The organism is Enterobacter sp. WCHEn045836, assembly GCF_003965585.1.
GTDB lineage: Bacteria > Pseudomonadota > Gammaproteobacteria > Enterobacterales > Enterobacteriaceae > Enterobacter > Enterobacter dissolvens.
The window spans coordinates 333,991-348,200 of record NZ_RXPT01000001.1; the positions used below are offsets into that span (position 1 = coordinate 333,991).

Here is a 14,210-nt window from a genome sequence, read left to right on the forward strand (position 1 = left end):
CCAGAGGTCATGAGCATGAGTTATCAGCCAGATAAAAACCGTTATCAGACAATGCTGTATCGTCGCTGTGGGCAAAGTGGCGTTAAATTACCCGCCATCTCTCTTGGGCTCTGGCACAACTTCGGTGACGCCACGCTTATCGAAAACAGCCGTCAACTTTTACAGCGCGCGTTTGATCTTGGTATCACACACTTCGACCTTGCCAATAACTATGGTCCGCCTCCCGGTTCCGCCGAGCGCAATTTCGGCCGCATTTTGCAGGAAGATTTTCTGCCGTGGCGCGATGAACTGATCATCTCGACGAAAGCGGGCTACACCATGTGGGACGGCCCTTACGGTGACTGGGGATCGCGCAAATATCTCATCGCAAGCCTGAATCAAAGTCTGAAACGTATGGGGCTGGAGTATGTCGATATCTTCTACCACCACCGTCCTGACCCGGAAACGCCGCTGCAGGAGACGATGAAAGCGCTTGACCATCTGGTGCGCCAGGGGAAAGCCCTGTATGTCGGTTTGTCCAATTATCCGGCCGAGCTTGCACGGCAGGCTATCGACATCCTCAATGACCTCGGCACGCCGTGTCTGATCCATCAGCCGAAATATTCAATGTTTGAACGTGCGCCGGAAGCGGGCTTGCTGGACGTTTTGCAGGAAAAAGGGGTCGGCTGCATTCCGTTCTCGCCGCTGGCGGGCGGGCAACTGACCGATCGCTATCTGAACGGCATTCCGGCAGACTCCCGTGCCGCGAGCGGGAGTAAGTTCCTGAATCCGGATCAGATAACCCAGGAGAAACTGGAAAAAGTCAGAAGACTGAACGCGCTGGCAGAAAGCCGGGGACAGAAGCTGTCTCAGATGGCGCTGGCCTGGATTTTACGCCACGAGGCGGTAACTTCCGTACTGATTGGCGCCAGTAAAACCGGGCAAATAGACGATGCAGTGGGCATGCTGGAGAACCGCCATTTCACGGCGGAAGAGCTGACCACCATTGACGGGATCCTGAATAGCTCAAAATAAATCCTATTTTAGCAAAAAGTGCTATCACGTCTGAATTCGGAGTTGAGGCGATGAAACGAGCCTTTACCAACTCGTAAAATTGCGTTAACAGGCCCAACAAGGCCCCGATCGTGAAGGAGAAGAGTATGTTCAGGTCACTGATTCTTGCAGCGGTATTACTGGCTTCGGCCCCGCTGGTCGCCACTGCTGGCGAAATCACCCTGTTGCCATCAGTAAAATTACAAATTGGCGATCGTGACGACTACGGCAGATACTGGGACGGTGGCTACTGGCGCGACCGTGACTACTGGCACCGTCACTATGAGTGGCGCGGCGACCGCTGGTGGAAACATGATAATGGTTTGCACCGCGGCTGGTATAAAAACAACGCCTACGAGCGTGGTTATCGCGAAGGCTGGAACGACCGTGATGACCGCCGTGGCGGCTGGGATCGCGGCGGTAAAGGTCGCGGTGGACATGGCCACGGCCACGGTCGACACTAATCATAAAAAAGGAGCCTCCCGGCTCCTTTTTCTTTTATAACCCCAATGCCGTGCCTATCAGTAACCACAGGTTCAGCATCACTACCACGACCACGATAGCCCATCCGATCCGTTTCACCATCGTAGTGTTAACCAGTTCGCCCATCAGGTCTTTGTTGCTGGTAAAGATCAGCAGCGGCACCAGCGCAAGTGCGATCCCAAAGCTCAGCAGCACCTGGCTCATGACCAGAATGCGTGTTGGGTCCAGCCCCATCAGGATCACCACAAATGACGGCAACATCGTGACGGCACGACGCACCCACAGCGGGATATGGAAACGAACGAACCCTTGCATGACCACCTGCCCGGCCAGTGTTCCCACCACCGTGGAGGAGAGACCTGCCGCCACCAGGCTTAGACCAAATATGGTCGCAGCTGCATGGCTCAATAACGGCTCCAGCGTCAGATAGGCCTGGTCGAGATCGGCAATACCGGTGTGGCCATTAAAGTGGAAAGCGGCGGCGGCAGTAGCCATCATCGCCAGATTCACAAAACCGGCAATCGTCATGGCGATAGCCACATCCCATTTGGTTGCCGAATAGCGCTCTTTACGCGTCCCACCGTGCAGGTGCTGGGTTAACGAGGAGTGAAGGTAAATCACATGCGGCATGATGGTCGCCCCCAGTACCCCGGCGGCGAGGAACACCGCTTCAGAGGTTGGCAGGCTTGGGATCACCATCCCTTTACCGAGCTGCACCAGGTTCGGCTGTGAGAAAATCAGTTCAACAATATAGGCCGCAGCGACAAACAGCAGCAGGCCGCCAATGACTTTTTCCAGCGGTTTTTGCCCCCGACGCTGCAGCATCAGAATCAGGAAGGTGGCGATACCGGTCAGCACGGCCCCTTGCAACAGCGATACCCCGAGGATCAGTTTGAAACCAATTGCCGCACCGATGAATTCGGCGAGGTCAGTTGCCATCGCGATGATTTCAGCCTGGATCCAGTACAGCCATACGGCAGGACGAGGATAGTGATCGCGGATCTGCTCGGCGAGGTTTTTACCGGTAGCTATCCCCAGTTTGGCCGAGAGCATTTGAATCAGCATGGCCATCAGATTAGCCCAGACAACGACCCACAGCAGTTTATAGCCGAAGCTGGCCCCGGCCTGAATATTGGTCGCAAAGTTACCTGGATCGATATAACCAATGGCAGCAATGAACGCAGGTCCCATTAATGCGAACCGCAACTTGCGTGCTGCTCTGCCACTGCTACCCTCAACGCGACTGTTTGTCATTTCTGCCTCTGAAATATAGCCTTTGCTATGTTTAATGCTATCAAAATGAGAATGATTATCAAGATCATTTGTAAAGCTTACGGTGATTTCTCTGATAGCTTTGAACGATAGACGGGCGGGTAAGCGGAGGACGATCTAACAGAAACCGAAATCGCGCGCTCTTTTGTGAAGACTAGCACACAAACTTAACTTTTCACTCATTTACCTAACATAACGAAAATGTATTGTGGATCACTATTTTTGAGACTCGTCACAGGATGTAACTATAGTGTGTCCTTGATCTCGTTTTCTTTTCGCTTGTTACATAGAATGTGCACGAAAATTAAACCTGCCTCATATTTGGAGCAAATATGGACCGCGTCCTTCACTTTGTCCTGGCACTCGTTGTCGTTACTGCGCTTGCGTTACTGGTCAGCCATGACCGTAAAAAAATCCGCATTCGCTTTGTTGTTCAGCTTCTCGTTATTGAAGTTTTACTCGCGTGGTTCTTCCTGAACTCCAACGTGGGGCTTGGCTTCGTAAAAGGCTTCTCCGAAATGTTCGAAAAACTGCTCGGATTCGCCAATGAAGGGACTAACTTTGTCTTCGGTAAAATGAACGACGAAGGTCTGGCGTTCTTCTTCCTGAAAGTACTTTGCCCAATCGTCTTCATCTCCAGGCTGATCGGTATTCTGCAACACATTCGTGTTCTGCCGATTGTGATCCGTGCCATTGGTACCGTACTCTCCAAAGTTAACGGAATGGGTAAACTGGAATCGTTCAACGCCGTCAGCTCCCTGATTCTGGGCCAGTCTGAGAACTTTATCGCGTATAAAGATATTCTCGGTAAGATGTCCCGTAACCGTATGTACACCATGGCCGCAACAGCAATGTCTACCGTCTCCATGTCAATCGTGGGTGCGTATATGACCATGCTGGAGCCAAAATACGTGGTTGCTGCTCTGGTACTGAACATGTTCAGCACCTTTATCGTGCTGTCACTGATCAACCCTTACCGTGTTGAGGAAGGCGAAGAGAACCTGCAGATGGCGAATCTGCACGAAGGTCAGAGCTTCTTCGAAATGCTGGGTGAATATATTCTGGCGGGCTTCAAAGTGGCGATTATCGTTGCCGCCATGCTGATCGGCTTCATCGCTCTGATTTCTGCCCTGAACGCCCTGTTCGCCGCGGTGCTGGGGATCTCCTTCCAGGGCATCCTGGGCTACATCTTCTACCCTGTTGCCTGGGTGATGGGTGTCCCTGCTCACGAAGCGCTGCAGGTGGGCAGTATCATGGCAACCAAACTGGTTTCTAACGAATTCGTTGCGATGATGGATCTGCAGAAAATTGCCAGCACGCTCTCTCCACGTGCTGAAGGCATCCTGTCCGTGTTCCTGGTTTCCTTCGCGAACTTCTCGTCCATCGGTATTATCGCCGGTGCGATTAAAGGTCTGAACGAAGAACAGGGTAACGTCGTTTCTCGCTTCGGTCTGAAACTGGTTTACGGCTCAACGCTGGTGAGCGTACTGTCTGCCTCTATCGCAGCACTGGTACTGTAACGCGTCGCGTTAAATAAGAACCGGGAGCCTGGCTCCCGGTTTTTTTATGCCTGAAGTGCGTCAAGCGGCGTCGGTTTACCTATCAGGTATCCCTGCAGGTAATCCACTCCGAAGCGCAGCAGCATGTCCCGTTGCTCCGGCGTCTCCACATACTCAGCCACCACACTCAGTGATTTTGTTTTCGCCAGATTACAAATCGACTGCACAATCATCGCGTCCATGTCATCGGTACAGATATCTTTAACAAAACAGCCATCAATTTTAATGATATCCGCCTGAAGGCGTCTGAGTCGTTCGTAGTTGGCATAACCGGTGCCAAAGTCATCAATCGCGATACGGAAGCCGTGATCCCGCAGTTGCTGGAGATTTTTGATGCTGCTTCCTGAGTTCGAGAATGCCTGCTCTTCGGTGATCTCCAGAACAACAGCCTGAGGTGCGATGCCATAGCGTTCAAACAACGCGCTTATCTCGGTCGCCACCTCTTTTTGCATCAGCGTCAGCGGCATCAGATTGACAGAAAAACGGGCGCCAGCCTGGGTGGCAGGATTGTCACGTAACCACACCAGTAATTTTTCCAGTACGCACATATCAAAGCGATGGCTCAGGTTAAACTGGGCAATCAACGGGATAAAACGGTCAGGCGTGATAATCTCGCCCTCACTTTCCATCCGCGCCAGTATTTCGTAGTAGCCGCTACCGTCCGCTTTCTGGATAGGCTGGGCGTATAAATGAAACTGACCGGCATCGAGGGCATGTTTGATACGCGCTAGCATCAATACCCGATCGGTGGTTTGTCCCGACGCGGCTTCCAGACTATTGGTAAGCGCAAGTACGTTGTGCGCGCCGCACGACTGCTCGGCCAGCCAGCTGAGTTGGCCCAGCGTATGGTGCAGTCTCTCGCCGTTTTCGACCATTCCCCATGACGCGCCGAATTCAATATCCAGACCCGTGTTGTTCCAGTAAATTTTACGACTGTTTAGCTGATCAACCATATATTGCAGCCGTTCAGCGGTTTCTGGCCCCAGCAATACCACGACCAGCTCGCTTCCAGGCAGCTGGAAGAGCTTCTCATCTTTGTGTAACAGAGGTTGCAGCGACATGGTCACTCTGCGTTTGCAATGCACGCGCATGAGAATGCCGTAGTGGCGGCTTAAAAACTCGAGGTTGTCCATCCGCAGACAACAGACCTTCGCATCCGGATGGAGATGAAGAAACTCCTCCAGTGCGCGAATGTTGGGTAAACCGGTCAGCGGATCGGTAAGCGCCCTGTCCTGCCAGCCCTGCTTCAGCCAGTTACTTCGCTGGTAGATCCGCGACATGTAAAGCAGACAGATAGCGAAAGAGATAAGCACGGACAGGATGAAAGAGAGTGAATGTCCTGATTCCACGCCTGTGAGGAAGTTGTAGTTATAGCTCAACAGCAGAAGCGCGGACGCCGCCCAGAACAAAGAGATGAGCGCATAGCTGAGGCGACTGATACCTAACGTAAAGAGAATAAAAATCACTGGCATCAAATAGCCTGCAATAACAGGAGACTCAAAAGGCGCACATAAAATTGCAAGGATGAAAATTAAAAGCGACAGCCAGATGAATATATACAATGATTTTTTGTGAAAAAACACCGGCTTCACACTCCGCAGCCAGAAGATCCTGGCATAGCGGGGATTAATTATCATTCTTAATGGATAATAGAACATCATGGTAAAAATCAACGCCGCGCATATCAGGCTTTGAATATCAACGATGTTGTAAATTGCGGTGCCTTCGCCGAAGAACGTGGAGATAGTAACGGGAAAATCAAATAAATAACCAGCCAGATACATCGACACTTTAATGCCTATCGGCACCATAAAGCCCAGCCAGAATATACGCAGCCCGATGTGTTTGTTCGGCACGCAGTAGCGCCAGCGCTTGCCCAGCACAAGGCGGAGGACGCCACAGGCGGCAAAGACTGAAAACGTCTGACAGAACAATAATACTGAATATTGTAGTGGTACTAAATTAATATTGAATATATTAGCAATAGTAAAACTTAACAGAATGGGAATGATCGCCCGACGCCCAAATAACAGGATCACGGCCAGCATAACGCTTAACGGCAACCATGCCAGATAAACATCATGACCATTTACGATAGCCCGTGGCGAAATATAACGGGAAAATGGCACTGTAATCAGACACAGTGCCAGAGCAATCATAAATATCTTTACATTATTGTAAGTTTTTCTATTCATTAAGGTGGGTAATCTATTTTACCATTCAAATCATTGACCGGATGGATAATAGGTTTATTAATTGCGCGAATCAAGTTGAAGTCTATTTATAGACTCGTTTATTGTGATGGATTGAGGTGAGGTATAGAAATACCTCTAATTTGGCAACAAAAGTCATGGAAAGTGATTACAAACGCATAAAAAAACCCCCGTCTTTCGACGAGGGTTTAAATTTTGGTGGAGCTAAGCGGGATCGAACCGCTGACCTCTTGCATGCCATGCAAGCGCTCTCCCAGCTGAGCTATAGCCCCACATGTTACTTTACTTACCCTACTCTGTTGGGTTCAGAGTTTGGTGGAGCTAAGCGGGATCGAACCGCTGACCTCTTGCATGCCATGCAAGCGCTCTCCCAGCTGAGCTATAGCCCCATCGTAAAGCTGTCATGTTGACGGGCGGCATAATATGAATTCCGCTGCGGAGTGTCAACGGCAAAATCAATAGCCGCTGTTCAATCGCCGAAAAATCATGCAAATGAATCACTTTGCGAGCCGCCTCGCAGTCAGAAGTTAATCCTGTCACGTTTTCACCTAAAACGGTGCTATAAAATGAACCGTTAATTAACCCCACAAATATTCAGGAAATTGCATGATCAAGGAACGTATGACGCCAGAGGAGTTGGCCCTTCTCACTGGCTATAGCCGACAGACCATCAATAAATGGGTACGCAAAGAGGGTTGGATTACATCGCCGAAACCAGGAGTACAGGGCGGGAAAGCGCGCCTGGTACATGTGAACGAGAAAGTGCGTGATTTTATCCGCAGCGCGCGCCGGGCAACGGAAACGTCTGATATGCCAGAAAGCGCTTTGCTGAACGGTTCACTTCACACTTTACTCCTGACGCTGGCGAATGAAATGACGCCGGAAGAGCAAAAGCAGATGACATCATTGTTACTGCGGGAAGGGATTACCGGATTGTTGCAACGTTTAGGGATTCGCGACCATAACTGATATGAAAAGATTACGCAGTAAGATGACCACGGAAGAGCTGGCGAACAGTCTGGGCGTGGCCAGACAAACCGTTAACCGCTGGATCCGTCAGCAGGGCTGGAAAACGGAAGGGATCAACGGCGTAAAAGGCGGTCGGGCGCGGCTGATTCATATTGATGCTCGCGTGAAGGAGCACATTATGAGCCTCCCGGCCATTCGTAACCGTCAGGCGGTTTACCATCTGGCGGAAGTCACGTCCCTGTATGGCGAGTCAGCATCGTCGAATCTGCTTCCCCAGATCGTCGACACGCTGGAAAATATGACCCGGCTTGAACAGGAGCGTCTTGACGCGTTGTTAAAACGCGAAGGTATAAGCGGTTTTCTGACGCGCCTTGGTATTGCTGAATTGCACGCATAAAAAAACGGCAGGTCACCCTGCCGTTTTCGCATTTCAGCTTGAATTACTGCTGGTTTTCGCGTTCAGCGATAAAGCCCAGCGCCTTGTTAATGCGCGCCACGCTGCGTGATTTACCAATCGCGTGAACAGTAACATCCAGCGCCGGTGACTGGCCCGCACCGGTCACCGCTACGCGCAATGGCATCCCGACTTTACCCATGCCCACTTCCAGTTCATCAGCGGTTGCCTGAATCGCGTGATGGACATTTTCAGCGGTCCATTCTGTAATCGCGGCCAGTTTGTCACGCACCACTTCCAGCGGTTGACGCGCAACAGGACGCAGGTGTTTTTTGGCCGCGTCAGCGTCGAACTCATCAAACTCTTCATAGAAGTAGCGGCAGCTTTCAGCGATCTCTTTCAGCGTTTTGCAACGCTCGCCGAGCAGTTTCACCAGATCCGCCAGCTCCGGACCGGTGCGGGTATCAATATTTGCCTGCTCAATATGCCACTGCAGGTATGTCGCCACATATTCTGGCGGCATGGTATTGATGTAATGGTGGTTCAGCCACAGCAGTTTGTCGGTGTTGAACGCGCTCGCCGACTTGCTCACAGAGCTCAGAGAGAACAGATTGATCATCTCTTCACGGCTGAAGATCTCCTGATCGCCGTGAGCCCAGCCCAGACGCACCAGATAGTTCAACAGCGCTTCCGGCAGGTAGCCGTCGTCGCGGTACTGCATCACGCTTACCGCACCGTGGCGTTTAGACAATTTTTTACCGTCGTCACCGTTGATCATAGAGACGTGCGCGTAGACAGGCACAGGGGCGTTCAGCGCTTTCAGGATGTTGATCTGGCGCGGGGTGTTGTTGATATGGTCTTCACCACGGACAACGTGGGTAATTTCCATATCCCAGTCGTCAACCACCACACAGAAGTTATAGGTTGGAGAACCGTCGGTACGGCGGATGATCAGATCGTCCAGCTCCTGGTTGCTGAATTCAATCGGGCCACGGATCTGATCGTCAAAAATAACAGAGCCATCCTGCGGGTTAGCAAAACGCACCACGCAAGGCTCATCAGCGGCATGCTCACTGTGGTCGTGGCGGCAACGGCCGTCATAACGCGGCTTTTCACCGTTCGCCATCTGCTCTTCACGCAGCGCATCCAGACGCTCTTTGGAGCAATAGCACTTGTACGCCGTACCCGCGACCAGCATCTCGTCAATCACTGCGTTATAACGGTCAAAACGTTTGGTCTGGAAGTAAGGGCCTTCATCCCACTCCAGATTCAGCCAGTTCATCCCATCCATAATGGCTTCAATTGCTTCCGGCGTGGAGCGCTCGAGATCGGTGTCTTCGATACGCAGCACAAACTCACCTTTGTTGTGGCGTGCAAAAAGCCAGGAATAGAGAGCAGTACGTGCACCACCCACGTGCAGATAGCCTGTCGGGCTGGGCGCGAAGCGAGTTTTGATTTTCATGAAATGGCCTTACGTTATAAAGATGCCGGCAATCGGCAAATCCCGGGGAAAAAACAATGGGCAATATTCTATCACTGTGGGGCGATTCCTCAATGTTGTTCCCTTTATCGTGACCAGGTTTGCGATTTTTGTTTAGAAATCATGCGCCACAGCCCGTTTCGCGATCGTTTTGTTTAATTTTACGACGAACGAATAAAAACTTTAGAAAATGCGTTGACTCATTTTCAACTCTCCCTATAATGCGACTCCACACAGCGGGGGTGATTAGCTCAGTTGGTAGAGCATCTCCTTTACACGGAGGGGGTCGGCGGTTCGAGCCCGTCATCACCCACCATCTACTTCACGTAGACTCGCAGTGTAGATAAGTATTGAGATTGGGCGATTAGCTCAGTTGGTAGAGCATCTCCTTTACACGGAGGGGGTCGGCGGTTCGAGCCCGTCATCGCCCACCATTCTCACCTTATCGCAGCAGTTCCGAAATGGGCGATTAGCTCAGTTGGTAGAGCATCTCCTTTACACGGAGGGGGTCGGCGGTTCGAGCCCGTCATCGCCCACCATTTCGGGTCGTTAGCTCAGTTGGTAGAGCAGTTGACTTTTAATCAATTGGTCGCAGGTTCGAATCCTGCACGACCCACCAATGTAAAAAAGCGCCCTAAAGGCGCTTTTTTGCTATCTGCGATAAAAACGCCCCGTCACATGTCATATTCCTGGGATACGTCATCTTATCCGGGGAAGTAAGCAAACCGTATCTTATTAAAAAGGATGCGTTTTTTTTTCACCTGAATGTCCCCTCTCCATACCAGGCAGCCACATATGGCTTATGCCTCTGTCGGCACAATGTCTCGTCTGGCGGGCGTCTTAATCGAATGAAGGATAAGATATAATATTTCGGTCTGGAACAAACATAAAAAACACAATATAAAATAAAGCTTTAGGTGAAAATCATGACACTCAGTGAACGAGCCAGACGCTTTGCTACCCAAGCGCATCGTGAAGCCGGTCAAAAACGAAAGTTCACAGGCGAACCCTACATTGTCCACCCGGCATCCGTTGTCAAATTACTTCAAAGCATAAACCCAACCGAAGAAATGGTCGCAGCGGCATGGCTCCATGATGTCGTTGAAGATACTGGTGTCACCCTTGAAACCATCAATGCGTTGTTCGGCGCGGAGGTCGGACAATATGTTGAAATGCTTACAGATGTCAGGACCCGGCGAACGGGAGGCTCTCGTATTGAGCGCAAGAACGCCAATCTCATTCATAGCGCGCAGGCAAATGCCGCAGCGCAGACCATAAAGCTATGTGACCTTATTGATAATGCGCGAGATATTGTGGCACGGGATCCGATTTTTGCCCGTGAGTATATTTTAGAGATGAAGCGGTTGTTAAGCGTCCTGACAGCCGGAGATCAAAACTTGTATGCACAGGCCCATGAGTTATGTCATGAAGGGCTTGCCCTGCTGTGTAAGCAGCAGGGAAGCGATGCGTGGTTTGTAGAAAGTTGGGCGCAGTATGAGCAGCACACACCCCTTAGCTCGGTGACAATGTGGTCAGAAACAGAATTGCCGGAATTGTTACCGCCGCTAATACCGTCTGGACAGAAATAATGCCTGCTGACAGGCGGTAATCTCCACCAAGCAGTTTGGACATGATGTAGGCAGAGGGTGTGCAGGGAAGCGCGTTAAAGAGTACGACAGTTGCCAGAACAGGGCCGCTTATCCCTGACCCTATGCCAATAAGCAATGTCACCAGCGGAACAAACAGCAGCTTAACGAATGTTGACTGCAACACGGCGCCGTGAGAGGCACGGGCCGCTTTAAGGTCAAGACCTGCGCCAACAGCCAGTAGCCCCAGAGGCAGAGAAGCACTCCCCAGGATATGCAAAATGTCAGATACAGTCTGTGGTAACTGCAAACGCGCAATATTAAAGAGCAGCCCGGCAAGCACCGAAATAATGACAGGATTACGTACCAATGCCCTGATTATCTGGGCTTGTGCGGGCTTCGTCCCCTGGCCGTAATACATCAGCACAACAATGGATGCCACATTCAAAAGAGGAATCGCGACAGCGATACTAATAGAGGTGACTGTCAACCCGGTGGTACCATAGGTTGCCGCCGCTGCCGCGACCCCAATATAAGTATTCGGGCGCAACGCCCCCTGTATGACAGAAGAAAATACAGGACCTGACTGTTTGCTTAATCCCCGCCAGACCCAGAGAGACAATGCTGCCAGCAGTACTGCCCCAAGGATAGACCAGGCGATAGGCTTGACGGGAAACACCCCCAGGTCAGCTGTAGCAACCTGGGAGAACATTAACGCAGGGAACAGCCAGAAGTAATTGAGCTTTTCGCAAGGCAACCAAAACTGCGCATCAATAAAGTTGCGCGAGCGGAGCATATAGCCCAGGGCAATCAGAAACATGACAGGAATAAGGGCGAACAGAGTCGTAATCATGATCGTCAGATATATCCCTTAGTAAGCACCAGGATGCCATATACCGCAATAAAGGCTGTCAACAGACCTTCGTATACGGATGCGCTGGCGCGACGGAAAAGCACATTCCCGACAACCCAGTAGACAAACAACGCAAGTGGTGCAGCCATAAATCCAGAAAGACTCAAGGAATGTGGTTTCAGGATAACAAGCGTAAGCAGTTGGATAATGCCAAACATCAGATAATAGCGTGAAACCTCTGCCCGTATGGCTGTCTTCTCACGTTGTTTGGTGGATGCATAAAGGGCCAGCAATGCACCTCCCATATTGGTTACCCCATGTAAAGCGCCCATTATCAGAACATACTGACGTTGATATTTAATGAGTCTGACACGGATAAACTGTCTGAAATTTGCGCTTAACCTCACCGCTGCAGAAAATATCAGCACCAGACCGACTAAGATATCAAGATTAACCTTAACTCCCGAGATAATAATGACACTCAGCAATAAAATCACGGCCGCCGCACAGATGACCATATTGACTATTTCGTTCCTTTCTACATTCCCTCCCCGGCAAGTATACAGCTGAGTAAATGAAATCAGGACTGACGAGGGTAAAAGCAACCCGAGAACCGACGAAAAATCATATCCCAGCAGGAGAAGAGCCGGAGTACCGAAGACCAGAATACCCATACCGAAAATAGACTGAATCACAGAAAAAAGCATAATAACGGGCAGGAAGAGATATTCATAATCCATTTAAGCCACCTCTACCTCATTTAACTTTTTAGAATTATGCTGAAGCCAGGCATTTACATTCAGAGTATGAATTATGTTTCCATTAAGACTCTTACTGTCCTGTTGTGCGGAGATAATCACCACATAATCATCATGTCCCAGATATCCACCATGGGTTAATTTTTTCAAAAGATGGTCCTCTCCCAACCCGGAAATTTCATCTTCATTATTAATATAAACGCTGGTGACATTCGGAAGAAGATTCCAGCTACGAGTAAGTTCTGGATGTGTTCCTACGGCTAATACAGGCAACCCGGCATCAGACATAGCAGCAATACGCACGGCGTAACCCGTTCGGGAAAGGACAACCAACCGGGTCAGCGGTAAAGCCTTTGCAAGCGCACGAATGGTATGTCGGAGATCATTGTCCGTTGGTTCTCTGCCTGAATGATAAGGCGAATGACGTCCGGTTGCCGCGAGCGTGGCAATACGGCTGATTCGATCAACCGCCTCAACCGGATAACGCCCCACTGCGGTTTCACCTGAAAGCATGACTGCTGAAGCGCCATCCAAAATGGCATTGGTGATATCGCTGACTTCTGCTTTGGTGGGTAAAGGATTTTCAATCATGCTGTGGAGCATTTCGGTCGCCACGATGGTGGGCTTACCTGCACGGGCTGCTTCACTCAGAATTTTTTTCTGATAAAGAGCGACATGATCAATCGATGTTTCTACGGCGAGGTCACCGCGGTCAATCATAATGACATCAGCCGAATCTACGATTTCAGCAAGATGAGTGATCCCTCCACTGTTTTCAACTTTTGCAACAATACGCGGAACTGGTGCAGCAATCAGTTCACGAATGGCTTCAATATGCGCGCGACTTTCGACAAAACTGATTCCGATATAATCCACACCGATTGATTTAGCAAATTCAATCATTGCTCGATCTTTATCTGTAACCAGTGACTGTCCAAGATCAATGCCGGGTACATTTATTCCCTTGCGACTCCTTAATTTTCCATCCATGTTAGCCCGCAGATAAATATCTCGTCCCTCGATTTTTTCTACAACAAATGAGAGTGTGCCGTCGTCTGCGAAAACCCCGTCACCAACGGATAATTTCTCATGAAGGCGATCAAAACCGACAGGGACTTTTTCTGTACCATCATGGCTACTATCTGTAGTAAGGATTAAGGTATCGCCACTGTTGAAAGAAGGTTCATGAGTCAGTTGCAGCGTCCTGATTTTTCTTCCTGGAATATCCAGAAGCACAGGGACATCAGGAACAGTATTGCGCAGAAGTTTAACCGTTTCTGCATGCCATTCAGGTGTATTATGAGAACCATTTAATCGTGCTACGGACATACCTGCCTTGCGTAATTTGAGTAGGGTATCCGTATTATTTGAAGCTGGGCCGATAGTCGCAATAACGCGTGAACCTGTCATAAGTCACTCCTTTTATATAGAAAACTTTTTATGACAGTTTTGTGACACCTTGCTAAATCATATAAACATATCAAATATGCCGAATAATTATTACCGGGTTTTCATGGCGCGTCAGGCCTGTACTTTCAACATTTCCATAACCCGGGATTTCTTATATCTATTTTTAATAAGATGGGAAAAGACCTCGGACCGGGAATGGGC

The 14,210-nt window shown here is 50.0% G+C and carries 12 protein-coding genes and 6 tRNA genes; 10 read left to right on the forward strand and 8 right to left on the reverse strand.

The window, feature by feature from the left end:
* Window positions 1–15: 15 nt before the first annotated feature.
* Both mgrA and EKN38_RS01515 read left to right on the forward strand, forming a co-directional pair.
* Entirely contained in the window at window positions 16–1,014 is a 999-nt protein-coding gene (gene mgrA, locus EKN38_RS01505; protein ID WP_014832815.1) for an L-glyceraldehyde 3-phosphate reductase, read from the forward strand.
* Between the two features lie 125 nt (window positions 1,015–1,139).
* Window positions 1,140–1,496: a DUF2502 domain-containing protein gene (locus EKN38_RS01515; protein WP_013098185.1), complete on the forward strand. Its 357-nt coding sequence runs from the start codon at window positions 1,140–1,142 to the stop codon at window positions 1,494–1,496.
* Between the two features lie 34 nt (window positions 1,497–1,530).
* Here the strand turns inward: EKN38_RS01515 and EKN38_RS01520 are convergent, their stop codons facing one another.
* Entirely contained in the window at window positions 1,531–2,769 is a 1,239-nt protein-coding gene (locus EKN38_RS01520) for an Nramp family divalent metal transporter (protein ID WP_014832816.1), read from the reverse strand.
* A gap of 350 nt (window positions 2,770–3,119) precedes the next feature.
* On the opposite strand from EKN38_RS01520, the gene EKN38_RS01525 reads away from it, so the two are divergent.
* Window positions 3,120–4,307 (forward strand): NupC/NupG family nucleoside CNT transporter, encoded by a 1,188-nt coding sequence (locus EKN38_RS01525; protein ID WP_126521595.1) that lies wholly within the window; start codon window positions 3,120–3,122, stop codon window positions 4,305–4,307.
* Window positions 4,308–4,351: 44 nt separating this feature from the next.
* On the opposite strand, the gene EKN38_RS01530 is transcribed toward EKN38_RS01525, so the two are convergent.
* From EKN38_RS01530 to EKN38_RS01540, 3 genes are all read right to left on the reverse strand, one after another.
* Window positions 4,352–6,541, reverse strand: coding sequence for an EAL domain-containing protein (locus tag EKN38_RS01530; protein WP_126521597.1), 2,190 nt, complete (start codon window positions 6,539–6,541; stop codon window positions 4,352–4,354).
* A 214-nt stretch (window positions 6,542–6,755) separates the two neighbouring features.
* Window positions 6,756–6,831 (reverse strand) — tRNA-Ala (locus EKN38_RS01535).
* A 41-nt stretch (window positions 6,832–6,872) separates the two neighbouring features.
* A tRNA-Ala gene (locus EKN38_RS01540) sits at window positions 6,873–6,948 on the reverse strand.
* 217 nt (window positions 6,949–7,165) lie between these two features.
* On the opposite strand from EKN38_RS01540, the gene EKN38_RS01545 reads away from it, so the two are divergent.
* Both EKN38_RS01545 and EKN38_RS01550 read left to right on the forward strand, forming a co-directional pair.
* The gene (locus EKN38_RS01545; protein ID WP_014832818.1) at window positions 7,166–7,528 is read left to right on the forward strand and encodes a YfeC-like transcriptional regulator; all 363 of its coding nucleotides are present in this window, start codon (window positions 7,166–7,168) and stop codon (window positions 7,526–7,528) included.
* A 1-nt stretch (window position 7,529) separates the two neighbouring features.
* Window positions 7,530–7,925, forward strand: coding sequence for a YfeC-like transcriptional regulator (locus EKN38_RS01550; protein ID WP_043951676.1), 396 nt, complete (start codon window positions 7,530–7,532; stop codon window positions 7,923–7,925).
* A gap of 43 nt (window positions 7,926–7,968) precedes the next feature.
* On the opposite strand, the gene gltX is transcribed toward EKN38_RS01550, so the two are convergent.
* Window positions 7,969–9,384: a glutamate--tRNA ligase gene (gene gltX / locus EKN38_RS01555; RefSeq protein ID WP_014832820.1), complete on the reverse strand. Its 1,416-nt coding sequence runs from the start codon at window positions 9,382–9,384 to the stop codon at window positions 7,969–7,971.
* Window positions 9,385–9,642: 258 nt separating this feature from the next.
* On the opposite strand from gltX, the gene EKN38_RS01560 reads away from it, so the two are divergent.
* The 5 genes from EKN38_RS01560 (at window position 9,643) to EKN38_RS01580 (ending at window position 10,991) form a co-directional block, all read left to right on the forward strand.
* Window positions 9,643–9,718, forward strand: a tRNA-Val gene (locus EKN38_RS01560).
* A gap of 42 nt (window positions 9,719–9,760) precedes the next feature.
* Window positions 9,761–9,836, forward strand: a tRNA-Val gene (locus EKN38_RS01565).
* A 29-nt stretch (window positions 9,837–9,865) separates the two neighbouring features.
* Window positions 9,866–9,941, forward strand: a tRNA-Val gene (locus EKN38_RS01570).
* A gap of 4 nt (window positions 9,942–9,945) precedes the next feature.
* A tRNA-Lys gene (locus tag EKN38_RS01575) sits at window positions 9,946–10,021 on the forward strand.
* A 307-nt stretch (window positions 10,022–10,328) separates the two neighbouring features.
* Window positions 10,329–10,991, forward strand: coding sequence for an HD domain-containing protein (locus EKN38_RS01580; RefSeq protein ID WP_014832821.1), 663 nt, complete (start codon window positions 10,329–10,331; stop codon window positions 10,989–10,991).
* Here EKN38_RS01580 and EKN38_RS01585 read toward each other — a convergent pair.
* Genes EKN38_RS01585 through pyk form a run of 3 tightly spaced genes read right to left on the reverse strand, consistent with a single transcriptional unit; the run spans window position 10,915 to window position 14,009 of the window.
* Window positions 10,915–11,841 carry an AEC family transporter gene (locus EKN38_RS01585; protein ID WP_014832822.1) on the reverse strand — a complete coding sequence of 309 codons (927 nt, stop codon included), beginning with the start codon at window positions 11,839–11,841 and terminating at the stop codon, window positions 10,915–10,917. The two genes, EKN38_RS01580 and EKN38_RS01585, sit on opposite strands and share 77 nt — an antisense overlap.
* A 5-nt stretch (window positions 11,842–11,846) precedes the next feature.
* Window positions 11,847–12,581 carry a TSUP family transporter gene (locus tag EKN38_RS01590; protein ID WP_014832823.1) on the reverse strand — a complete coding sequence of 245 codons (735 nt, stop codon included), beginning with the start codon at window positions 12,579–12,581 and terminating at the stop codon, window positions 11,847–11,849.
* Entirely contained in the window at window positions 12,582–14,009 is a 1,428-nt protein-coding gene (gene pyk / locus EKN38_RS01595) for a pyruvate kinase (RefSeq protein WP_043951677.1), read from the reverse strand.
* Window positions 14,010–14,210: the final 201 nt, after the last annotated feature.